29 protein-coding genes are annotated in these 23,167 nt (G+C 31.6%); 17 read left to right on the forward strand and 12 right to left on the reverse strand.

The genetic code is table 11. The features are described from left to right. Positions 1-108 precede the first annotated feature (108 nt). Positions 109-573 carry a 6,7-dimethyl-8-ribityllumazine synthase gene (ribH, locus tag ACYQ19_RS08945; RefSeq protein ID WP_459979091.1) on the reverse strand — a complete coding sequence of 155 codons (465 nt, stop codon included), beginning with the start codon at positions 571-573 and terminating at the stop codon, positions 109-111. Next, positions 574-1,368 (reverse strand): 3-deoxy-8-phosphooctulonate synthase, encoded by a 795-nt coding sequence (gene kdsA / locus ACYQ19_RS08950; RefSeq protein ID WP_459979092.1) that lies wholly within the window; start codon positions 1,366-1,368, stop codon positions 574-576. A gap of 90 nt (positions 1,369-1,458) precedes the next feature. Here kdsA and ACYQ19_RS08955 point away from each other — a divergent pair, with 90 nt between their 5' ends. The 5 genes from ACYQ19_RS08955 (at position 1,459) to ACYQ19_RS08975 (ending at position 6,164) form a co-directional block, all read left to right on the forward strand. Beyond that, the gene (locus ACYQ19_RS08955) at positions 1,459-3,510 is read left to right on the forward strand and encodes an EAL domain-containing protein (RefSeq protein ID WP_459979093.1); all 2,052 of its coding nucleotides are present in this window, start codon (positions 1,459-1,461) and stop codon (positions 3,508-3,510) included. Continuing rightward, positions 3,500-4,222 carry a diaminopimelate epimerase gene (dapF, locus tag ACYQ19_RS08960; RefSeq protein ID WP_459979094.1) on the forward strand — a complete coding sequence of 241 codons (723 nt, stop codon included), beginning with the start codon at positions 3,500-3,502 and terminating at the stop codon, positions 4,220-4,222. The genes ACYQ19_RS08955 and dapF overlap by 11 nt, the downstream gene beginning before the upstream one ends. Before the next feature lie 88 nt (positions 4,223-4,310). After that, positions 4,311-4,826, forward strand: coding sequence for a thiol peroxidase (tpx, locus tag ACYQ19_RS08965; protein WP_459979095.1), 516 nt, complete (start codon positions 4,311-4,313; stop codon positions 4,824-4,826). Between the two features lie 99 nt (positions 4,827-4,925). Continuing rightward, positions 4,926-5,342 (forward strand): MarR family winged helix-turn-helix transcriptional regulator, encoded by a 417-nt coding sequence (locus tag ACYQ19_RS08970; protein ID WP_459979096.1) that lies wholly within the window; start codon positions 4,926-4,928, stop codon positions 5,340-5,342. A 9-nt stretch (positions 5,343-5,351) separates the two neighbouring features. Further along, a complete protein-coding gene (locus tag ACYQ19_RS08975) occupies positions 5,352-6,164 on the forward strand; it encodes a peptidylprolyl isomerase (protein WP_459979097.1) in 813 nt (270 codons plus the stop codon). Here the strand turns inward: ACYQ19_RS08975 and ACYQ19_RS08980 are convergent. From ACYQ19_RS08980 to hisF, 5 genes are read right to left on the reverse strand one after another with little or no spacing between them, the layout of a single operon-like run. After that, positions 6,161-6,496: a putative Se/S carrier protein gene (locus ACYQ19_RS08980; protein ID WP_459979098.1), complete on the reverse strand. Its 336-nt coding sequence runs from the start codon at positions 6,494-6,496 to the stop codon at positions 6,161-6,163. The two genes, ACYQ19_RS08975 and ACYQ19_RS08980, sit on opposite strands and share 4 nt — an antisense overlap. A gap of 9 nt (positions 6,497-6,505) precedes the next feature. Further along, on the reverse strand, positions 6,506-7,570 hold the full coding sequence (gene rlmN / locus ACYQ19_RS08985) for a dual-specificity RNA methyltransferase RlmN (RefSeq protein ID WP_459979099.1): 1,065 nt from the start codon (positions 7,568-7,570) through the stop codon (positions 6,506-6,508). Next, the gene (locus ACYQ19_RS08990; RefSeq protein ID WP_488199485.1) at positions 7,563-8,108 is read right to left on the reverse strand and encodes a phosphorylase family protein; all 546 of its coding nucleotides are present in this window, start codon (positions 8,106-8,108) and stop codon (positions 7,563-7,565) included. Before ACYQ19_RS08990 ends, rlmN begins: the two co-directional genes overlap by 8 nt. A gap of 49 nt (positions 8,109-8,157) precedes the next feature. Next, entirely contained in the window at positions 8,158-8,589 is a 432-nt protein-coding gene (locus ACYQ19_RS08995; protein ID WP_459979101.1) for a hypothetical protein, read from the reverse strand. A 17-nt stretch (positions 8,590-8,606) separates the two neighbouring features. Then, positions 8,607-9,371 carry an imidazole glycerol phosphate synthase subunit HisF gene (gene hisF, locus ACYQ19_RS09000; RefSeq protein WP_459979102.1) on the reverse strand — a complete coding sequence of 255 codons (765 nt, stop codon included), beginning with the start codon at positions 9,369-9,371 and terminating at the stop codon, positions 8,607-8,609. Between the two features lie 95 nt (positions 9,372-9,466). Here hisF and rsmA point away from each other — a divergent pair, with 95 nt between their 5' ends. The 12 genes from rsmA to ACYQ19_RS09060 all read left to right on the forward strand — a co-directional run bounded on the left by rsmA (position 9,467) and on the right by ACYQ19_RS09060 (position 19,848). Continuing rightward, positions 9,467-10,201, forward strand: coding sequence for a 16S rRNA (adenine(1518)-N(6)/adenine(1519)-N(6))-dimethyltransferase RsmA (gene rsmA / locus ACYQ19_RS09005; protein ID WP_459979126.1), 735 nt, complete (start codon positions 9,467-9,469; stop codon positions 10,199-10,201). A 20-nt stretch (positions 10,202-10,221) separates the two neighbouring features. Continuing rightward, entirely contained in the window at positions 10,222-12,054 is a 1,833-nt protein-coding gene (locus tag ACYQ19_RS09010) for a ribonuclease J (protein ID WP_459979103.1), read from the forward strand. 74 nt (positions 12,055-12,128) lie between these two features. Continuing rightward, positions 12,129-12,374, forward strand: a complete 246-nt coding sequence (locus tag ACYQ19_RS09015) for an HP0495 family protein (RefSeq protein WP_459979104.1) — start codon at positions 12,129-12,131, stop codon at positions 12,372-12,374. Positions 12,375-12,400: 26 nt separating this feature from the next. Continuing rightward, entirely contained in the window at positions 12,401-12,925 is a 525-nt protein-coding gene (locus ACYQ19_RS09020) for a class I SAM-dependent methyltransferase (RefSeq protein ID WP_459979105.1), read from the forward strand. Between the two features lie 12 nt (positions 12,926-12,937). Continuing rightward, the gene (pyrC, locus tag ACYQ19_RS09025) at positions 12,938-13,912 is read left to right on the forward strand and encodes a dihydroorotase (protein WP_459979106.1); all 975 of its coding nucleotides are present in this window, start codon (positions 12,938-12,940) and stop codon (positions 13,910-13,912) included. A gap of 151 nt (positions 13,913-14,063) precedes the next feature. Beyond that, positions 14,064-16,175 carry a ribonucleoside triphosphate reductase gene (locus ACYQ19_RS09030; RefSeq protein ID WP_459979107.1) on the forward strand — a complete coding sequence of 704 codons (2,112 nt, stop codon included), beginning with the start codon at positions 14,064-14,066 and terminating at the stop codon, positions 16,173-16,175. An 87-nt stretch (positions 16,176-16,262) separates the two neighbouring features. Beyond that, complete coding sequence (nrdD, locus tag ACYQ19_RS09035; RefSeq protein WP_459979127.1) at positions 16,263-16,415, forward strand: anaerobic ribonucleoside-triphosphate reductase; 153 nt, start codon at positions 16,263-16,265, stop codon at positions 16,413-16,415. Further along, positions 16,409-17,086 carry an anaerobic ribonucleoside-triphosphate reductase activating protein gene (locus ACYQ19_RS09040; RefSeq protein ID WP_459979108.1) on the forward strand — a complete coding sequence of 226 codons (678 nt, stop codon included), beginning with the start codon at positions 16,409-16,411 and terminating at the stop codon, positions 17,084-17,086. Before nrdD ends, ACYQ19_RS09040 begins: the two co-directional genes overlap by 7 nt. A gap of 26 nt (positions 17,087-17,112) precedes the next feature. Next, entirely contained in the window at positions 17,113-17,724 is a 612-nt protein-coding gene (locus ACYQ19_RS09045) for a class I SAM-dependent methyltransferase (protein ID WP_459979109.1), read from the forward strand. 135 nt (positions 17,725-17,859) lie between these two features. Then, positions 17,860-18,555 carry an MBL fold metallo-hydrolase gene (locus ACYQ19_RS09050; protein WP_459979110.1) on the forward strand — a complete coding sequence of 232 codons (696 nt, stop codon included), beginning with the start codon at positions 17,860-17,862 and terminating at the stop codon, positions 18,553-18,555. After that, positions 18,552-19,709: a CAP domain-containing protein gene (locus ACYQ19_RS09055; protein WP_459979111.1), complete on the forward strand. Its 1,158-nt coding sequence runs from the start codon at positions 18,552-18,554 to the stop codon at positions 19,707-19,709. The genes ACYQ19_RS09050 and ACYQ19_RS09055 overlap by 4 nt, the downstream gene beginning before the upstream one ends. 1 nt (position 19,710) lies before the next feature. Further along, the gene (locus ACYQ19_RS09060; protein WP_459979112.1) at positions 19,711-19,848 is read left to right on the forward strand and encodes a hypothetical protein; all 138 of its coding nucleotides are present in this window, start codon (positions 19,711-19,713) and stop codon (positions 19,846-19,848) included. Here the strand turns inward: ACYQ19_RS09060 and ACYQ19_RS09065 are convergent, their stop codons facing one another. Genes ACYQ19_RS09065 through ACYQ19_RS09085 form a run of 5 tightly spaced genes read right to left on the reverse strand, consistent with a single transcriptional unit; the run spans position 19,849 to position 23,162 of the window. Further along, the gene (locus tag ACYQ19_RS09065; protein WP_459979113.1) at positions 19,849-20,478 is read right to left on the reverse strand and encodes a TrmH family RNA methyltransferase; all 630 of its coding nucleotides are present in this window, start codon (positions 20,476-20,478) and stop codon (positions 19,849-19,851) included. Positions 20,479-20,505: 27 nt separating this feature from the next. Further along, positions 20,506-21,285: a metal ABC transporter permease gene (locus ACYQ19_RS09070; RefSeq protein WP_459979114.1), complete on the reverse strand. Its 780-nt coding sequence runs from the start codon at positions 21,283-21,285 to the stop codon at positions 20,506-20,508. Next, entirely contained in the window at positions 21,273-21,995 is a 723-nt protein-coding gene (locus ACYQ19_RS09075; RefSeq protein WP_459979115.1) for a metal ABC transporter ATP-binding protein, read from the reverse strand. Before ACYQ19_RS09075 ends, ACYQ19_RS09070 begins: the two co-directional genes overlap by 13 nt. After that, positions 21,992-22,795, reverse strand: coding sequence for a metal ABC transporter solute-binding protein, Zn/Mn family (locus ACYQ19_RS09080; RefSeq protein ID WP_459979116.1), 804 nt, complete (start codon positions 22,793-22,795; stop codon positions 21,992-21,994). Before ACYQ19_RS09080 ends, ACYQ19_RS09075 begins: the two co-directional genes overlap by 4 nt. Further along, positions 22,770-23,162 (reverse strand): Fur family transcriptional regulator, encoded by a 393-nt coding sequence (locus ACYQ19_RS09085; protein ID WP_459979117.1) that lies wholly within the window; start codon positions 23,160-23,162, stop codon positions 22,770-22,772. Before ACYQ19_RS09085 ends, ACYQ19_RS09080 begins: the two co-directional genes overlap by 26 nt. Between the last annotated feature and the right edge of the window lie 5 nt (positions 23,163-23,167).

Here is a 23,167-nt window from a genome sequence, read left to right on the forward strand (position 1 = left end):
TAACAATTTCAGGGGTTAAGGTATATTTAAAAAACCTTAAAAAAGCCCCTGTTAATATGAGAATTATAGCAGAAAGTATTAATGCTGTATCAATCATTTATTTATATTTTATAATTCTTTATATAAATTTATCATTTCAATAAGTCCAAGCATTGCCTCAAAACCTTTGTTTCCGGCTTTTGTTCCAGCTCTTTCTATTGCCTGTTCTATAGTATCGGTTGTCAATAGACCAAATGTAACTGGAATATCGGCTTGAAGTGTTGTATTTGCAATACCTTTTGTGGCTTCTGCTGCAACATAATCAAAATGAGGTGTAGCACCTCTTATAACGGCACCTACACAAACAATTCCATCATATTTTCCGGTTTTTATTGCTCTTTTCAGTCCAAAAGGAAGCTCAAACGCCCCAGGAACTAAAATAAGTTCAAGATTTTCTTCTTTTCCTCCATTTCTTAAAAATGCGTCTTTGGCACCTTCTACAAGTCTGTCTGTTATTAAGTGATTAAATCTACTTGCAATAATAGCTATTTTTTCATTTCCGTTTAATTGTAAATTTCCTTCAATAATTTTCATTTATTCTCCTTGACATTTTGTTATGCAGTCTATTTCTTTTAAGGTTTTTTGCAAAGTTTCTGGTGTGATCATATTAGGTCCGTCACTTAAAGCTTCATCAGGATTGTAATGAGTTTCAAAGAAAAATCCGTCAATTCCGACTGCTGCTGCAGCACGGCTTAAAACAGGGACGTATTCTCTTTTTCCACTGCTTTTACCGCCTGCGCCACCAGGCATTTGAACAGCGTGTGTTGCATCAAATATAACAGGTGCGTATTCTCTCATAATATAAAGACTTCTCATATCTACTACAAGATTTCCATACCCAAAAGTAGTTCCTCTTTCAGTTAGCCATACACCATATTTTTTAGAATTTTCAAAATTTGCTTCACTGCAGCCTCTTGTTTCCAGCACTTTTAAAACAGAATATTTCATATCGGCAGGGTTCATAAACTGCCCTTTTTTTATATTTACGATTTTATCAGTTTTAGCTGCCTCTACCAAAAGGTCTGTTTGCCTGCATAAAAAAGCAGGTATTTGAAGCACATCTACAACTTCAGCTACTTTTTTAACCTGCCATGTTTCGTGAATATCTGTTAAAAGTTTGTATCCGAATTTATCTTGCACCTCAGCAAGTATTTCAAGTCCTTTATCTATCCCCGGACCTCTGTAGCTATTCAGTGAGGTTCTGTTTGCTTTATCGAAACTTGCCTTAAAGTAAAAATCGTATTTTTCGTTGTAAGGTTTTAAATATTCGGCTATTTTAAAAATCTGCTCTTTACTTTCTATTACACATGGTCCGGCAATAAGAATCATTATGAAACCTTTGAATTTTATTAAAATTATAACAGATATTTTTAATTTAACATTTAATGATATAATACTTCAAAAAGAAAGAATATAAAAATGTATAAAAATAAATCGAAACTTATACCGAAGCTAATAATAGCACTACCGGTAATTTCGGTTTTACTTTCAATAATTTTTATTAGTTTCGGAACTATTTATACAATAAAACATACCTTTGAAAAAGAACTTGTTCAAACAGAAGAAGAGTTTTTTAAAAATCTTAAATTTATAACTAAAAAGAGAATTGATTTAACATATAATATAATTGATGCACTTTATAAAAATAATTCAAATGATATTAATAAAACCATAAATTTAATTAAAAAAGTTATGGATAAATTTAAATGGCCTAATAACGGCTATGTATTTATTTTTGATTCAAAAGGCAATACGATTTATCATATTAATCATAAATTTATAGGTCAAAACAGATGGAATGTGCAAAGAAACGGACAAAAAATAGTTCAGATGATTATAAGTAGCGCTTTAGAACATCCTGAAGGTGCATTTGTAAGATATTCGGCTTATTTTCCAAATGGAAAATCAATGGAAAAAATATCATATGTTAAATATTATAAACCTCTTGATATGATTATTGGAACAGGTATATATTTAAATTATTTAGATAAAGATTTATTAGCTAAAAAAGAAAAACAAAAAGAATTACTTAATAATTTAATCAAAATAATAGTTATAGTTTCTTTTATTTCTATGATAATTACAATTATAATAATGTATGTATTCTCCGTAATTGTAAATAGAATTTTTAAAGTTTATGACAATGCATTACAAACGGAAAAACATAAATTATTTTTAAGGGCCAACTATGATAATTTAACTGGTCTTTGTAATAGAGAATGTTTTATGCAAAAATTAAAAGATGTTTTTTATGAATCAAAAAGAGAAAATAAAAAATTTGCCATCCTTTTTATTGATATAGATTATTTTAAACAGATAAACGATTCGGATGGACATAAAGTTGGTGATAAAGTTTTGAAAATTTTGGCAAATAGACTTAAAGAGTGTGTGAGAAAAACTGATATTGTTGCTAGGTTTGGAGGTGATGAATTTTTAATTGTTTTAAAAGATATCCATAATATAGAGGATGTAGCCGTTAGAACTCAAAAGATACTTCAAAAAATAAGAGAAGAAATTGTTATTGAGAATAAAAAATATTTTGTTTCCGGGAGCATTGGTATTAGTATTTTCCCTGATAATGGGGATGATTTAGGTAAATTGATAGTATTTGCAGACATTGCTATGTATAAATCTAAAAACGATGGAAAAGATAGGTTTAACTTTTATAATATCGAGTTTAATAAAAAAGCGGAAAATTTTATTACTTTAAAACAGGAAATTATTAAAGGAATTGAAAAAGGTGAGTTTGAAGTATATTTTCAACCTCAGTTTGATAGAAATGAAATATTATATGGAAGTGAAGTTTTAGTTCGCTGGCATCATCCTAAAAAAGGATTTATGTATCCCGATGAATTCATTCCTTTGGCAATTGAAATGGGATTAATAGATAAAATTGATTTATTTGTATTTGAATCAGCTGTTAAAATTTATAAAAATTGGTATGAAAAAGGGTTTAATCCTGGTATTCTTTCGTGGAATGTAACAATGTATCAGTTGCAAAAAGATGAGTTTTTTTCTCAAATTAAAAATATAATTGATAAATACAATATAAATCCGAATATATTAAATTTAGAAGTTACAGAAGAAAGCATTATGAATAATCCCAAAGTATCTTTAGAAATGCTGCATTTAATTAAAAATTTAGGTATTAGTATTAGTATTGATGATTTTGGAACAGGGTATTCATCTCTTGCGTATCTTAAAAAATTACCGATAGATAAAATTAAAATAGACCAAAGTTTTGTCAGTGATATTCCATATAACAGAGATGATGTTATAATTACAAAAACCATCATAAATTTGGGGAAAAACCTTGATTTGAAAGTTGTAGCCGAAGGTGTTAAAACTAAAATACAAAGGCAGTTTGTAATTGATAAAGGTTGTGATTTTATACAGGGTGAGTATTATTCCATGCCAATAAATGCAAAAGAATATGAAGAAAAATATTTAAAGGTAATATATGGTAGTTAGTAAATATAGTGCGAGTGGAAATGATTTTGTAATTTTTCATACATTTTTAAAAAAAGATAGAAGCGAGCTGGCTAAAATTTTATGTGACAGGCAAAATGGAGTAGGGGCTGATGGTTTAATAGTTATTTTACCGCATGAAAAATATGACTTTGAGTGGCAGTTTTACAATGCCGATGGAAGTGAGGCTGAAATGTGCGGCAATGGGAGTAGGGCAGCTGCTCATTATGCATATAAAAACGAATTGGCACCAAAAAAAATGAAATTTTTAACTTTGGCAGGTGTAATTGAAGCTGAAGTGGATGGTGATGTAGTTGAATCTCAATTAACTGCTCATAAAAAAATAAAAGAAATGGGTGAATGGAATTTATTTGATACCGGTGTTCCTCATTTAGTGAAAATTGGAAATATAAACAATTTCGATATTGAAGAGTGCAGAAAATTAAGATATGAGCATAATGCTAATGTTAATCTTGCTGAAGTAAAAAATGGCAATTTATATGTAAGGACATATGAAAGAGGTGTAGAGGATGAAACATTGGCTTGCGGAACGGGAATGTGCGCGAGTTTTCTTTTAGCAAAAGAAAAGGGGCTTGTGGGAAACGAAGTAACAGTTTATCCAAAAAGTGGTGAAAAGTTACAAATTAAATTAAAAAACGGACGTTTATATTTTAAAGGAAAAGTAAAAAATACATTTATTGCAAACTTTATGTAACAATTAGTAACAATTCTTCAATAAAAGATAAAAATACTCTTTTTCTTTCTTTCTTTTCTGTTATACTTCAATAAAAAAAGGATTAAACATGCCAACATTAACAAAATTAAAAGGAAATGACGTAGCACTTTACGGAAATCAGGTAAATGTAGGAGATAATGCTCCAATAGTTACTTTACCAAATAGTGCATTAGAAGAGGTAACAATAGGTGGTGCACAGGATAAAGCTCAATTAATCGTAGCTGTTCCAAGTTTAGATACTCCAGTATGTGCAATGGAAACAACTAAATTTAACAATCAAGCGGCATCTGTAGAGGGTGCGACTGTTTACGTTGTATCAATGGATTTACCATTTGCAGCTAAAAGATTCTGTTCAACAGAAGGAATTGAGAATCTGCAAGTTCTTAGTGATTTTAGAGATAAATGTTTCTCAGCTGCATACGGAACTTTAATAGCTGAAGGACCTTTAAGAGGACTTAGTGCTAGAGCGATTTTTGTAGTTGGAAAAGATGGCAAAGTCGTATATAAAGAATTGGTTGACGAAATTACTGCAGAGCCAGATTACGAAGCTGCTTTAAATGCTTTAAAAGAAGCGGCAAAATAATCTCTCTTCTTTTCTTCTTTCTTAGTTTCTTATTTTAATATAACTTGACTTAATTAATTACACTTGCAATAATTGCATAATCAATTGAAAGGATTTCCAATGCAATATAATAAGGAAACATCAGTAGGTTATGCATTAACAACGACATTGAATTTACTTAGAAAAAATTTCAATAGAGAAATAAAAAATTTTGATTTAAGCTCTGAACAATATGGTGTATTAAAATTAGTTTCAGAAGCTAAAAAATTAACACCTACTCAAATTGCGGAACTTCTAAATCGAGATAAAGCAACTATTACTAGAATTATCAAGTCTTTGGATAGTAAAAAATTGATAAAAAAAGAGAGTATTAATAATCGCTCATTTTATATAAAATTAACCAAAAGCGGTAAAGAAATGTTACAAAAAGCTGATGAAATAGCTATAAAGTATCATAAAATTATTATGGAAAAAGTAGGGGAAGAAGATATAATGCATATGCTTCAAACATTAAAAAAAATAAGAGAAATATTTTAAAGGTTGTTTATGAAAAAAATAATATTTAGTTTAAGTTTGATTTTTTTATTACATGCGGAGGTAATTGATAAAATTGTTGCAACGGTAAATAATATTCCTATAACATCATATGAAGTAGAAAAACTTTCTAAAAATTTAAATATTTCATATGATAAAGCGTTGCAATATTTATTGGATCAAAAACTTATCCAAAGCGAAATAAAAAAAAGAGGAATTGAAGTTGATGATTTTGAGATTGAAAATGCAATGGAAAAAGTAGCAAAACAAAATGGGCTAAGTTTATTTGAATTTAAAAATATTTTAATGCAAAAAGGTCAATACGATCAGTTAAGAAATAAAATAAAAGAAGATTTGTTAAAAGAAAAATTATTCAATGAAATAGTTCAAACAAAATTAAAAATAACCCCGGATGAAATTAAAAATTATTATGATAACCATAAGGATGAATTTAAAGTATTTAAAAGTATCCAAGTTACTAAATATACTGCAAATAATAAACAAGCTTTAAATGATATCAAAAAAAACCCTTTGGCAAATTATAGCATTCAAACTCAAACAAAAGTATATGATTTTAATGAATTACCTTTAGGTCTTTTGTTTTTATTTAAACAGACAAAAGTAGGGGAATTTACGCCTATTATAAACGATGGATTAAATTATAGTATGTATTACATAGCTAGAAAAGACGGAGCTAATTATATTCCATTTGACAAAGTTAAAAATATTATTGCAAATAAACTAATTGCACAAAAAAGAGAAATGATTTTAAAAGATTATTTCAATAAACTTAAGAACAGAGCATATATAAAATTTTATAATTAAATTTTACAAGATTTATTATTAATTTCTCCTTCTATTTTTTTAAATCCATTATCATATACCCAAATTTCAAAATTAATACTTTCTTTTTCTAAAAGCTTTTTAATCTCATCTTTATTAGTTGTAAGTATGGAAACACCACAATCTTCAAAAATATCATTTGGCGTGGGAATCGATTTAATGTTATGTTTTTTTAAAAGTTTTTCAGCCTTTAAACCGGTTGGAATGTCTTCAAAATGAAAATAATAATATTTGGTTAAATCGTCAGTAATCTTATAAAAAATTTCTTTAATATGAAGTCTTATACCTGCTGGTAGATATTTTAATTCGGCCATTTTAATCCTTTAATTATTGATTTCTTTTTCTCTAAGTTGTCCACAAGCTGCAGAAATATCCATTCCTTTACTTTTTCTTATTGTGCACATAATTCCTTTATTTATTAAAAAATCTTGAAATTTTTTCATTGTTTTATCATCCGGTCTTTTAAAATCTGTTCCTGGATAAGGATTAAAATAAATAAGATTTACTTTGCTTGGTATTCCGTTTAAAAGTTTTACAAGCTTTTTGGCTGATTCAATATCATCATTCACATCTTTAATTACTAAATATTCAAACATAACTTTTTTTCTTTTATCAATAGGAAATTCTCTTATTGCATCTATTACACTTTGGATATTGTATGCCTTATTTAAAGGAATTAATTTTTCTCTTAAATCATCATCTACAGCATGCAATGATATTGCTAAATTTACACCTAAATTTTCGTTTCCTAATTTTTTAATTTTAGGTGCAATTCCTGATGTTGAAACGGTTTGCCTTCTTGTTGCTATATTCATTCCATCCGGATTTGCTAATATTTTAATAGCTTTTATTAACGCATTATAATTATCAAGTGGTTCTCCCATTCCCATATATACTACATTTAACGCTTTATTTTCATCAAAATTTTTAAATTTTTTCATCCACCAAACTTGTGCAACAATCTCTCCTGCACTTAAATTTCTTACAAAACCCCCTTTTGCAGTTAAACAAAAAGCACATCCTACTTTACAGCCTACTTGTGTCGAAACACAAACGGTGTATTTTGCTTCTTTTATTTTTCCGTCTTTAATTTCTTCGTCTCTCATTTTAATTAATACGGTTTCAACCGTATGATTGTCATGCATTTTAAATAAAAATTTTTCCGTCCCGTCGCTTGCTGTTTCATGATTAATAAGCTCAAGCGGATTTATAATAAATTTTTCGTTTAATTCTTTTCTTAACTCTTTTGGTATATTTTTCATTTCTTCAAAATTATCCACATATTTTCTATATACCCAATTATAAAGCTGTTTTATTCTGAATTTTGGCTGTATCCCCATCCCTAATAGTTCTTCAGGCAGATAGTCCATAAATATTTTTTTATCCATCTATTTCCTTTATAATTTTTTTATCTAAAAGTCTTTGAATAAGCAGTTCTTTTGCCTTTTTTATATTTGAAATGTATTCTTTATGTGCATCCTTATGGCAGTAATTCGTTACAACAAAAATTCCTAATGTAGGTATTTCAAATTCTTTTGCCACAGACATAACGGAATAAAATTCCATATTTTCCAATTCAATATTTAATTTTAAATACTTTTCAGCAATATTTTCATTTGTTGTAATATAATTGGATGAATTTACAATGGTTTCACGGGAAACATCTTTTGCAAAGGAAATTATATTTTCAAGAGGTGTATAACAATTTTTTTGTATAAAGCAGTTTTCAATATTTGATGCACTTCTGCTTTCTACTATATCAAATATTTTTTTATTTCCATAACTTCCGGCAGTTCCGACAAAAATTATATAATCAGGTCTATCAAATAAACATAATCTTGTTAGATTAATAGTAGAATTTACTAATCCTATACCAATTGGTATGGCAAAATCAAATATTTCTTTATTGCCCGCACTAACTATGATTATTTTTTTATTTTCCATTTTTTTCCATTAGAATTTTGTTTCACGTGAATCATTTACATTTCAAAATAATTTTATATTTAATACTTAAATTAGTCGGTTTTGTTATGAATTTATCTTGATCAGGCGTAATAAAAATAATTTTTTTAATTTTGCAAGTTTTATAAATCTGTTTTGTTTTAGTGATAATTTTGTATTGTATTTTATCAAAATTTATTTTTGCAAATTTTATTGTTTTAAATTTAGCATCATCAGGTGCATAAAATTCATTGTAAAGCCACATATTAATTTGATCAATATTTCCGTATAAAATATATCCGTCATTAGTTTTAATATAAGGAAAAGGAAAAGTTAGTCCATCTTTTTTTGTAATTATTTTAATCGCTTCTTTTTGTGGAACAATATATTGTGTATAAACCTTAGTATATTCCACCTCAAAAGCAAAAAGTAAAGTAGTAAATATTAAAAATAAAAAAATTCTCAATTTTCCATTCTCCATTCTTAATTAATTCTAACGCTGATATTATTATTTTTTAAATATTGTTTTAGATCCATAATATCGATTTCCTTGAAATGGAATATGCTTGCGGCAAGCGCGGCATCTGCTGAATGTTCAAAAACTTCTTTAAAATGTTCCATTTTTCCTGCACCGCCGCTTGCAATTACGGGAACGTGAACAAGTTTTGAAATAATCTCGGTTATTTCAATATCAAATCCGGCTTTTGTGCCGTCGGTATCCATTGAAGTAAGGAGTATTTCACCCGCACCTCTGTCAACTACTTCTTTTGCCCATTCAATTGCGTCGATTCCAGTATCTTCCCTGCCGCCTTTTATAAAAACATGCCATTTATTATCTGTTATTTTTTTTACATCTATTGCAACAACTATACATTGACTTCCGAATCTTTTACTTGCTTCGTTTATAAAATTCGGGTTTTTGACGGCTGCGGAGTTTATGGATACTTTATCACAACCTACATTTAATAAATCATATATATCATTAAGTTCACTTATCCCTCCACCAACTGTCAAAGGGATAAAAACTTCTTTTGCCACTTCTTTTACAATATCGACTATCGGTTTTCTTCCTTCATGACTTGCAGTAATATCTAAAAATGTTAATTCATCAGCACCTTCTTCATTATATCTTATTGCAGCTTCGACCGGATCACCTGCATCTCTGAGTCCCACAAAATTAACACCTTTTACAACCCTGCCGTCTTTAACGTCAAGACAGGGTATAATTCTTTTAGCAAAATATTCCATTCAGTTCCTTTATGCTTTTTATATAATATATTTTCTATTATCTCTTTTTTGATATAATTTTATCAAACTATTTACATTTAGTAAAAGGATATGATATAATCAAGGCAAAGAAAAAATTTGGACAAAACTTTTTAAAAGACAAACATTATTTGGAAAAAATCGTCCAAGCGATGCCCAATACCGAAAATCTGGTTGTAGAAATTGGGCCTGGCTTAGGCGATTTGACAGAAAAGCTGCTGGAAAAAAGAAGAGTAACAGCTTATGAAATTGATAAAGATTTATGTGAAATTTTAAAAGAAAAATTTCCAAATCTTAATTTAAAGTGTGGTGATGTATTAGAGTTTTGGCAAGAAACTCTTGAAAATGAAAAGTATGATTTGATTGCAAATTTACCTTATTACATTGCAACAAATATAATTTTAAAAGCATTAAAAGATAAAAATGCAAAAAACATACTTGTTTTAATTCAAAAAGAAGTTGCGGATAAATTTTCTGCAAAAGCGGGGGATAAAAATTATTCATCTTTAGCGATACTGGCTCAAAGTGTAGCAAAGGTGAAAAAGCTGTTTGATATACCGCCGGGTGCATTTGTTCCTGCACCTAAGGTAATAAGCAGTGTGATACTTTTTGAAAAATTTGAAGACTCTTATAATGAGGAGTTTGCAAAATTTTTAAAAGTCGCTTTTGCGAATCCGAGAAAAACACTTAAGAAAAATTTATCCGCAAAATACAAGGATTTTGATCCTGAAAAATTCTCACTTGCCAAAAACATAAGACCTCATCAGGTGGACGGCTCTACTTTTTTCCAGCTCTTTTCTAATGTGCGCTAAGGCAAAAGAAAGGAGAATAAATGGAAGAAAAAAATCAAAAAGCCGTTGTTAAATCTAAAAAACCAGTTCAACAGCAAAAAAAAGTTGACCCTAAAAATTTTGTATGGTTTAAAGATTTAAATAAAGCCTTCAATGAAAACGAAAAAATTCAACAAGCAAGATTAAATTCTCATAATAAAATTGATACTAATGCAAAAGGGTGGGTGAGATTCACTCCACTTGGGGGATTAGATGAAATCGGCGGAAACTGTGCCGTGTTAGAAACAGAAAACAGCGCTATAATTATAGACTGCGGTATGAGTTTCCCTAATGAAGACATGCATGGGGTGGATATATTAATACCCGATTTCAGTTATCTTAGAGAAATAAGACATAAAATAAAAGGTTTGATTATAACCCACGGACATGAAGATCATATCGGTGCAGTGCCTTATCTGTTTAAAGAAATGCAGTTCCCGATTTACGGGACTTCTCTTCCGCTTGCAATGATTGAAAACAAATTTAAAGAACATAAATTGCTTCAATACAAAAGCTATTTCAGAAGTGTTAAAAAACGTCATCCGATTCAAATAGGCGATTTCAAAATAGAATGGATTCATATGACGCACTCTATTATTGACAGCTCGTCTCTTGCAATTCAAACACCTGTGGGAACTATAATTCATACGGGGGATTTTAAAATAGACCATACACCGATAGACGGATACGCACCTGATCTGCACAGATTTGCGTATTACGGCGAAAAGGGTGTTTTGGCACTTTTCAGTGATTCTACGAATTCGTATAAACCAGGGGTTACACCGAGTGAAAGCGTAGTGGGAAATACGTTTGACGATTTGTTCCTTAAAGCCAAAGGAAGAGTGATAATGTCCACGTTCTCGTCAAATATCCACAGGGTTTACCAGGCAATTGAAAGAGGTATTAAATACGGAAGAAAAGTTTGTATCATCGGAAGAAGCATGGAACAAAACCTGAATGTTGCAATGGATTTAGGATATATTAAACTCCCACGCGATATATTTATAGATCCTTATGAAATAGGTAAATATGAAGATCATGAAATTTTAATAGTAACAACAGGAAGCCAGGGTGAGAGTATGAGCGCCCTTTACAGAATGGCGATTGATGAACACAGACATGTTAAAATCAAAGAAGGCGACCAGATCGTAATCAGTGCAAAGGCTATTCCGGGGAATGAGCCGACCGTATCACAGCTTATAAACTTTTTGATGAAAAAAGGTGCAAAAGTAGCATATCAGGATTTCAGTGAAATACACGTATCAGGACATGCCGCTCAGGAAGAACAAAAACTGATGCTGCGTCTTGTAAAACCTAAATACTTCTTTCCGGTTCACGGGGAATACAACCATTTAATGAAACACAGAGAAACCGCAATGAGTATCGGGATGGACGAAAACAACATATTTGTGATGGAAGACGGCGAACAATGGGAGATTACACCTAAAAGGGTCAGAAAAGTAAAATCCGTAAAAGTAGGAAAAATTTACATAGACAATCAGATAAATGAAAAAATAGAAACCGATATAGTTCTTGACAGACAAAAACTCGCAAACGAGGGAATTATTATGATTGTGGCTCAAGTTGACAAACAGAAGAAAAAACTAATTTCTCGCCCTCGTGTTACAACATACGGAATTATTGCCGATAAAGAGGATAAAAATTTTGCAAAAGAGATGGAAGATATTTTAATCAACTATATAGACCATGCAAAAGATTATGTATATGAAAAAACAAGAATTTTTGAAAACGAACTTAGAAACGTAATCAGAAAGCATGTATTCAGAAAAACAAAAAAATATCCTACAATAGTTCCGGTGGTTTACTTTATGTAAACCGGCTTTTCTTAACTTTTCCTTAAAAATTTGGTATAATATTAAACAATATATAAGTTTTAAGGAGGATAGTTATGTCTAAAGAAAAAAAAATAGAATATCCAAGAATGTGGGGATTTAGAATAATAGGTGAAGATAAAGAAAAAATGAGAGCTGCCGTTAAAGAATGCATTCATAATCAGGAATGTAAAGTGGAAGACAACAGAACTCACGGCAAATATCATTCTCAAAAATTTGACGTATATGTAACGAGCGAGGAAGAAAGAAACGAGTTTTTCAGAAGGCTTCAGGAACATAAGGACATAAAATTCGTTCTGTAAAATTTTATAACCAGTATGCTTATGATTTGGCTGAAAAATATGATAATGCCGAAATGAATGAATTTTATAATTTTATAAGCCCGTATTTAAAAGGTAAAAGATTACTTGATATAGGTTGCGGAAGCGGTAGGGATATAGGATTTTATCTTCAAAAAGGTTTTGAGGTAGTCGGGATTGACCCTGCCGTTGAATTTTTAAAAATATGTAAATTAAAATATCAGAATCTTAAATTTTATAATTCTTCTCTTCCGAATCTTAAACTTCCCGTTAAAAACTTTGATGTAATTGCCCTTACAGCTGTTTGGATGCATATTCCAAGAATATTTTACACTTCTTCCATCAAATCACTTAAAAGATATCTAAATAAAAACGGCATAGTAATTCTCAGTTATTCGACTAATAAAAGAGAAGGATTTTCATATATTAATCCGAAATTTCTACAAAGAAAATTTTTAGAAAACGGGTTTGTTAAAATGAAAGAAAATTTTTCATATGATGCAATGAATAGAAATATAGAGTGGGTGACTCAAATCTATGCTAAAATTACATAAAAAAGGCTACAAATGATTAAATTAAACACTCCTATAGATATGCATCTGCATCTGCGTGAGGGTAAGATGCTGCGTGATGTGATACCATATACTTTCAATCAGTTTGCGGCAGCCGTTGTTATGCCAAATTTAGTTCCACCAGTTGATAATAAAGAAAGACTTGAAAATTACAGAAAAGAGATATTGGAAAATAGTGAAAATTTCACACCGCTTATGAATATTTTTATGAGGGAATATACAAAAGAAGAACTTGAAGAATTAAAAGACAAAATCTTCGCAATAAAGTTATATCCTGCCGGAATTACCACTAACAGCGAAGCCGGGGTTAAATCTATAGAAAACGTATATCCGGTGCTTGAAATTATGCAAGAACTTGGAATTCCTCTTTCCGTTCACGGAGAAACAAACGGATTTGTGCTTGATAGAGAAAGGGAATTTGCCGTAGTTTATGAAAAACTGGCACGCGATTTTCCGAATCTTAAAATTATAATGGAACATATCTCAACCTATAACCTTGTGGAACTTTTAGATAAACATGATAATTTATATGCAACAATCACCCTTCACCATCTTTTATTAACTCTTGACGATTTAATCGGCGGTAGTTTAAATCCTCACAATTTCTGTAAACCGGTTGTAAAAACACCTAAAGATAGGGATGCGTTGCAAGAAATTGTAAAATCGGGACATAAAAAGGTAATGTTTGGAAGTGACAGTGCTCCGCATTCTATTGAAAATAAATTAAAAGGTGCTGCTGGACTTTTCAGTGCTCCTATTATACTCCCGGCGTTAGCGGAATTTTTTGAAGGCGACAATGATACTTTCCAAAAATTTATAAGCGACAACGCAAGAGAAAATTTCAATTTAGATATTCCTGAAAGAGAAGTTATTTTGGTAGAAGAGGAGTATATAGCACCTCAAATGGTAGGAGAAGTCAAACCTATGTTTGCAGGTAGAAGATTTTCTTATAGCATAAAAAATTTTTAAAAAATTTTTTTTCTCTTTATTGCCCGAAAATAGGACAAAAAACTCTTATTAAGATAAAAATACTCCCGTAATCCCGGCATTTTTTAAGCGTTAATTAAGAAAAAAGGATATATAATTCTTATTATTATTGAACTAAAATTCAGGAGTAAAAATGAAAAAAGTAATTAAACGTGACGGCACTCCTCAAAATTATTTTCCTTATAAGATTGAAGATGCAATTAGAAAAGCTTTCGATGCTACGGGTGTAACGTATGATCCTCAGGTGTTTGAAGAAGTAATTAAACAGATTCAAAAAATTGAAATGCCTGAAGTTGAATATATACAGGACTTAATAGAACATTCTCTTTACAAACACGGCTATTTTGATGTAATGAAAAATTTTATGCTTTATCGTCATTTACATAAACTCCAGCGCGAAAATCTGCTTGATAAAGAAGCTACTTATATTAATTGTAATACGACAATTGATGAGTATATTTCCAAACAGGACTGGAGAATTAATGCAAACTCAAATACGGGATATTCCCATGCCGGGCTTATTAACAATACGGCGGGAAAAGTAATTGCTAACTACTGGCTTGATAAGGTTTATTCTCCGGCAGAAGGTAGAGCTCACAGGGATGGGGATTATCATATTCACGATCTTGATTGTCTTGCTCCGTATTGTGCTGGATGGAGTTTAAGAAACCTTTTAAACGAAGGGTTTAACGGCGTAAGGGGACGTGTCGAATCAAAGCCACCTGCTCATTTCAGAAGCGCTCTTGGACAAATGGCAAATTTTCTTGGAATTTTACAAAGCGAATGGGCCGGGGCTCAGGCGTTTAGCAGTTTTGATACATACCTTGCCCCATATGTATTTAAAGATAAACTCTCATATAATGAGATAAAAGAAGCAATTGAAAGTTTTGTATATAATTTAAATGTGCCGGCGCGTTGGGGACAGAGCCCTTTTACGAATATTACAATTGATTTTACTGTTCCGGATGATTTGAAAGATCAGATTCCTACTCGCAATAACAAACACCTTTTTGAAGGTATTGAAGATGAGGAACTTCTTAAAAGGCTTCAGAAAAGAAATCCTAAAATTAAAAAATTAACCGATGCGACATATAAAGATTTTGAACCTGAAATGCAGGAAATTATTAAAGCGTTTTATGAAGTAATGACAAAAGGCGATGCGATAGGACAGCCTTTTACGTTTCCTATCCCAACAGTTAACATAACCGAAGATTTCGACTGGGATTCACCTGCGGCACAGGCACTTTGGGAAAATACGGCAAAAATCGGTAGCAGCTATTTTCAAAATTTTATAGGAAGCCAGTATATTATAGATGAAAACGGAAACAAAGTCAGAAATCCAAATGCGTATGAGCCGGGTGCCGTAAGAAGCATGTGCTGTAGATTGCAGCTTGATTTAAGAGAGCTGTTAAAAAGAGGCGGAGGGCTTTTCGGAAGTGCTGAGATGACGGGAAGCATAGGGGTTGTGACCATCAATATGGCAAGGCTCGGATATCTATACAAAGGCGATAAAGAAGCAATGCTCGAAAGGCTTGCCGAACTTATGGATTTGGCAAAATCCACACTTGAGAAAAAAAGAAAATTTGTTCAGGAAATGTATGATAGGGGTCTTTATCCTTATACAAAAAGATATCTTCCTGGCTTTAACAACCACTTCTCAACCATCGGTGTAAACGGAATGAACGAAATGATTAGAAATTTTACAAATGATAGGGAAAATATTGCGACTGAATGGGGAGTGGAATTTGCAAAAGAGATTCTTGAATTTATGAGGGAAAGATTAAAAAAATATCAGGAAGAAACGGGTAATCTGTATAACCTTGAAGCAACACCGGCAGAAGGGACAACCTACAGATTTGCAAAAGAGGATAAAAAAAGATTTCCTAATATCATTCAGGCGGGGTTTGAAGATGCCCCTTATTATACGAACTCAACTCAGTTGCCGGCGGATTTTACTGATGATCCTTTTGAAGCTCTGGAACTTCAGGATGATTTACAGACTTTATACACAGGAGGAACCGTGCTTCATCTTTATATGAGCGAAAAGTTAAGCTCACCAGAAGCCGCTAAAAGACTTGTTAAAAAAGCAATAAGCAATTTTAGATTGCCTTACATTTCCATAACACCGGTATTTTCTGTATGTCCTAAACACGGATACATTGCCGGCGAGCATGAATATTGCCCTTATTGTGATGCGGAATTGCTTGAGAAAATTGAAAAAGGTGAAATAGATATTGAAGATTAAAATGGAGTTGTAAGAAGGTTCCCGAAAAAATCATGAGATTTTTTGGGTATAAAAACTAAAAAAGGAGTAAAAATGGAAGTAAAAGAAATGACTAAAGAGGAAATTTTAGAAAAACTTAAAGATAAAAGAAAAAAATGTATGGTTTATACAAGGGTTATGGGCTATCACAGACCTGTTGAAAGTTTCAATATCGGGAAAAAAGCCGAACATAAAGAAAGAAAATATTTTAAAGAATGTTAGGTATATATTCTATTCAAAAATTTTCTTCCCTTGATTTTCCGGGAAGGCTTTGTGCGATTTTATGGTTTAGCGGATGTAATATGCGCTGCCCGTATTGTTACAATAAAGACGTTGTTTTCGGTCAAAAACAGATAGAAGAAGATGAGGTGCTGAAATTTCTTAAAAAGCGCGTAGGACTGCTTGACGGGGTGAGTTTTACAGGCGGGGAAGCTACGCTTTACAAAAACCTGATACCTTTTAGCAGAAAAATCAAAGAGATGGGTTTTGAAATTAAACTTGATACCAATGGATTGAATTTTGATATAGTTAAACAGATAATTGATGAAAACTTGGTTAATTATATTGCGCTTGATTTTAAAGCCCCTCCCGGAAAATTTGAAGCCGTTACCAAAAACAGACATTTCGACAAATATGAAAAAACACTCGATTTTTTGATAAGTTCGGATGTTGAATTTGAAGTTCGCACTACGGTTCATACCGATTTACTTGATGAGAATGATATAAATGAAATAATCAAAATACTTCACAATAAAGGCTACAAAGGCATTTATTATCTTCAAAATTACTTCGAAACCGATAAAGAGACACTCGGAAACATAGGACCCCAAAAAAGAAAACTCGACACTTCTAAAATATTGGATTTAATACCTGTAGAATTTAGGAATTTTTAGTATAATCAAACAAAAAGAGGTTTTTTATGAATCTGTTTGATTTATATTATCAGGATTATGAAGAATGGTTTGAAAAACATTCAAAAATTTACGAGGAAGAACTGAAAACCATAAAAACTCTTTTGCCAAAAGGCAGAGGAATGGAAGTGGGAGTCGGAAGCGGCAGGTTTGCCACGCCTCTTGGTATTAAATTCGGAATTGAGCCAAGTAGTAAAATGGCAGAAATTGCAAGAAAAAGAGGTATTAAAGTTATTGAAACTACAGCTGAAGAGATGGATTTTGAGAATGAATTCGATTTTATTTTGATGGTAACAACTATATGCTTTGTAAAAGATCCTCTTAAAACTATCCAAAATTGCTACAAAGCTCTTAAAAAAGGCGGATATCTTTTGGTTGCTTTTGTCGATCTGGATTCGCCTCTTGGCAGAATGTATGAAAAAAATAAAGCAAAATCCAAATTTTACGCACCTGCTACATTTTTTACAAAAGAGGATATAATTAATCTAATGAAAAAAGCGGGATTTAGTGATTTTGAATGCAAAGAAAACCTTTACGGCAAAAGTCTTGATGATCTAAGGTTTGAAATAAATGAATGCAATGGTGGGGCTTTTAAGGTTGTTAGAGGAAAAAAATATTAAATATGATATTTTCAAATATTAATTTTTTCATTCGACTTCTATGGTTCCCGAAATTTTATAAAATTTCGACCGTTACGCTGCAGATGTTTTCTTAAATTAATATTTGAAAAATAATAGGAAAAAAAGGAAAAGAATATGAAATTTTCAATAGTTTTTGACAACTATACGGCAAACGAAAAACTTGAGAGTTTTTGGGGGTTTAGCTGTGTAATTAACGATTATTTTCTTTTTGATACGGGTAGTAACGGGCGTGCGCTTGTAAGAAATATAACAAAAATGGGATTTAATATTAATAACTTCAAATATCTTTTTATATCCCATCCTCACTGGGATCATATTGGCGGAATAGATTCTATTGTAGATGTAAACAGAAAAATGACACTAATTCTTCCAAATTCACTTTCAAGGCTTTATATCAGGGATTTAAAAACGCTTTCACGTGAAACAATTGTAGTTGGTAATGAACCGGGAAAACTTTTTGGAAGTTTTTATACTACGGGTGTAATGGAACCTGTAGGTGAGCAGAGTCTTGTAATTGATGAAGGTGAATTTAGCGTGGTTGTAACGGGATGTGCTCATCCGGGAATTGTAAATATTGTTCGTAGAGCAATAGAGATGCTTAATAAGCCCGTATTGTATGCTTTGGGAGGATTTCATCTGATGAGAAGTTCTGAAACTGAAATTCTTGAAACAATAGCAGAACTTAAAAGGTTAGGTGTAGAATATGTAACCCCTACTCACTGCAGTGGTGATTTGGCAATAGAAATGTTTAAAGAAGCTTATGGGGAGAATTATATTCCCGGCGGTGTCGGAAGGGTTATAGAGTTTTGAAAAAACTTATAATTTTTTTAGCCGTTTTTCTTTTTGCCAATCCTCTTTTTACCATTAACGAATACAGAAGTGCGGTAAGACTTAATCCTTTGGATGAAAATCCTTCTTTAACGCTTGCCGCCAAATGGCATGCGAAGTATATATTTGCCAATAATGAAATAACACATATACAAAGAAAATACGGGCGGTATTTTAGTGGTGCAACTCCTGCCGACAGGGCGGTATCTTGTGGATATGAAAGCAGATATGTGATTGAAAACCTCTCCCGGGGTGAAAAAAACTATAATGAATCTATAAAAGATCTATTCGGCGCTATATATCACAGGTTCGGGTTTTTAAATTTCAATATAAATGAAATAGGTTATTACAGACTTAACGATATTTATGTTTATGATATGGGTAATAGCTTTATAAATGGAGTCTGTAAGAAAAAAAGCAATTATAAAAGCGGGTTTGCAGGACTTTGCAGGGATAAAAACAAAATTATTCCAAAAGGTGTATATTACGACCAGATGAAAACAAATCCTCAGGTAATAACATGGCCCTATAACGGAATGAAAAACACTCCTGCCGTATTTTATGAAGAAATTCCGGATCCTCTGCCTGAATATGGAGTATGCGGATATCCTGTGAGTATTAGTTTTAATCCTTATTATTTTGAAAATAAAAAAATCAGTCTTATATCTTTTGAGCTTTATAAAAACGGAGAAAAAGTGCAAAAAACAAAAATACTAACTTCAAAAAATGACATAAACCATATGCTTAAAAAAACTCAGTTTGTTCTTTTCCCGCTTGAAAGGCTTGAATACGGGGCTCATTATGAAGCAAAGGCTGATTTTGTAATTGACGGCAGGATGAAAAGTTTTGAATGGGAATTTGATGTTGAGGAAAAAAGAATACCGGTAATTTCCGTAATAGGCACAAACGGGAAATATTTTATTAAACCTAATATCACATATTTAATCTATTTTAAGCCTTTAAATTCTAACGACAGGCTTTCCGGGTTGAAATATGAATATAAAAGAGGTTTGAGAATAAATAAGATTGGTTATAAGGATGCAAATACTATTTATTTAAATGTTTCCGGATATCCTGGTAAAATACTTAAAATTACTACCAAAAAAAGAAAAATTATTTTAGTTATAAAGGATTGAAATGAAAAATATAATTTTATTAATTTTAACAATATTGTTTATTGCAGGATGTGCAAGTAAAGAAATAAATAACACCAATACGATTCAAATACAAAAGCAGGATGCCCAAAAGGCATGGAAAGAACTGGATAAAGAGTAATTAGTTTTTATGTTTGTGTCTTACGCGTCTTAGTTCTTTTTGGATAATATCATCGTAAGCCCATTTTTTAAGTGTCTTTTCTATTAGATCTTCCGGCAGGGAAGGTGTATCATACATACCTTTTGCAGCTCTTTGTCTTTGTGCTTCATACAAGATTACGGCGTTTGCCACGGATACGTTTAAACTTTGGCTCATTCCGAACATAGGGATTATTACTTTTTTATCGGCATATTTTATACTTATGTCACTTGCTCCGTCCACTTCGTTGCCAAGGACTATTAAGGTAGGTTTGGTATAATCAACCTCCCTGAAATCAACCGTTTCTTCATCAAGCAAAGTTACCACAACCTGATAGCCTTCTTTTTTTATATTTTCGTAAAACTCTTCAATATTTTCAACATATTCATGAAATATCCACTTATGAGCACCCATTGTTATGTCGTTGTTTAGTCTGACTTTTCTTTGATGTCTGTAATAAAGTTTTCCAACATTTACGGCATCGCAGGTCCTTACAATTGCCGAGAGGTTGTGAGATGAGAATACGTAATCCATAAACACCCTCAGGGTATTTTGGCGTGTATTGAGTATGTTTTTCATTTTTTCAAGACGCTCTTCGCTTACTAGATACAAAACTATCCTTTTTTTGTTGAAATTATACTAATTTCTCTTAAACATACTTAAAAAAAGCCCCACTGCCGCAAGTATTACGATAACTGGGGTAGGGGCTAAATCGTAAAAATAGCTTATTATTATTCCCCCAATTATAAAAATAGTGGATAGAAAAGAGCTTAAAACTATCATCTGATAAAATTTTCTTGTAAATTTTTCTGCAATAAGTGGAGGAATGGTAAAAAGCGCGAGTATCAATATAATACCTATAGCCCGAACACTCATAACTATTGTAAGAGAGGTTAACACAAGAAAAAACGTATAAAGAATTGATGCGTTAATACCTCTAACTTTAAGAAATTCCATATCATAGCTAATAGCCAAAAATCTGTTATAAAGAATAATTATAGAAACCAATAGCAGAAGATCTACACCACTCATCATAAAAAGGTCGTTTTTTTCAATTAAAAGTATGTTACCAAAAAGATAACTAAGTGCATCCGCATTGTAACCGGGTGTGAGATTTAAAAATATAATACCGATGCTCATTCCAAGAGCCCATATCACACCTATAAGGCTGTCGGCGCGGTGTTGGTAATAAATTGTAATAACAGAGAGAAGCAGTGCTAAAAGAAGTGTAAATATGGTAGTTGAGAATAATATATTGACACCTAAAAATATACCAATTCCGATACCCCCAAAACTTCCGTGAGCAATACTTCCGGTAATTGCGGTTGCTTTATTTATAACTATAAGGCTTCCTATAATTCCTATCGCAATGCTGATGAGTATCCCTGCATATATAGAGTTTCCTATTAAATCCCACACGTTTCATCCTTTAAAAATTCTATAAGTTCAACTTCACAGAAATGTTTGTCTTTAGGGATATTTAGTTTTGGACCTTCATGGATAACCGCTTTTTTGTTGATAAATGCGATTTTGTCCACTTTTCTTAGAAGTATTTTTATATCATGGCTTACCACGACCCTTGTGATGTCAAGGTTTTCGATGAGGTCCAAAATCTCTTTTTGTCCCGTAGGGTCGATTGCGCTTGTCGGCTCGTCCATTATTATTATTTTAGGCTCGCTCACAAGGGCTCTTGCAATTAGAACTTTTTGTCTCTGTCCTCCTGATAGGTCTTTTATTTTTCTGTTTTTAAATTCTTCGATTTTTAGTGTTTTAAGGACTTCTTCGGCTTTTTCTTTGTCTTTTTTGTTGTAAAAAAACTTACCTTTCTTAAGTCTTCCCTGCAGCACTATATCAAATACCGTAATAGGAATATCAAGTGAAAAATTTGTATGCTGAGGAACGTAGCCCATAATTTCACTAACTTCCTGAGGGGATTTCCCATATATTTTAATCTCTCCTTTAAACGGCTTCAAAAATCCGAGTATCAATTTCAAAAGAGTCGTTTTACCCCCTCCGTTCGGACCGATTATAGCCATAAACTCTTTGTCTTCAAGATTTAGGTTTATATTTTCAAGCACTATTTCTTTGTCATATTTAAAATAGAGGTTTTTTATTTCAAGTGCTTTCATTTAAGCACCTCTATAAGTTGATTTATTGTATCTTCCGGTTTTTCGTTTAAAGGTGATATCACAACTACTTTCGCACCTATTTTGGCGGCTACAATTTTTGCGTATTTTGTCGGAAATTCAGGCGAAATTATTACCGTTTTTACGCCGTTTGCTTTTGCTAGTTTTATAATTTTGGCAAGGTATGCAAAACTTGGGGCTTTTCCTTCTTTTTGTATTGCGATCTGTTTAATGTGAAAATCTTTTGCGAAATAGAAAAATGAAGGATGAAACGTAATAAATGCTTTTTGGCGTATGTTTTCAAATCCTTTCATCTCAAAGTCCGCAAGGGTTTTAATATAGTTTTTGTAATTGTTTAGATAATATACTTTGTTTTTAGGATCACTTTTAATTAACGTATCAAGCACGATTTTTGCCTGAAGCTGTAAGAGGGCTGGGCTTAACCATATATGCGGATTGTTTGTGGTTTTTATGAGATTTCCAAAATATATTATTTTAATGTTAGGATTTATTTCTTGTATTTTAGAAAGATACTTTTTATCAAACGGCACACCTATTGTGAAATAAATATCTGATTTTTTCAGATATTTCAACTGCTTGAAATTAGGTGCGTATGTGGCGGGGGAATTTCCCGGAGGCACCATTACGTTAACGTTTACCCTGTCCCCTCCGATAGCTTTTACAACGCCTTTTTGAGGTAGTATCGTTACACTTATATTCAACGCAAAAAGCGGTAAAGCAAAAATTAAAAATAAAATAATTCTCAATTCTCCATTCTCAATTCTCAATTTTTTTGCATTCATCACATATTCCTTTAAATTTAACTTCAATTTCATCTATATCGTATTCGCTGTAATTGGAAAGACTTAAAATATCTTCGGCGTTAAATGGTTTAAGACAATAGATTTTCTTACAGACCCTGCATTCAAAATGCGGATGTATAGGGTTGTGAATTTTACAGTTCAGTTCATAAAAGCCCACACCTTCGCTGTTTTTAATTTCCCTTATTGTCTGTTTTTTAAGTAGGTGTTTTATATTTCTATATATTGTGGCTTTGTCAACATTTAAGATATTCTGCAACTCTTTTGCACTTAAAAGATGCCTTTCTTCTAACAACAAAGCTATTTTAAGTTCCGTTTTTCTAAGATTTTCTATATTTTCACAATTCATAATGA

Source organism: Nautilia lithotrophica (assembly GCF_054656815.1).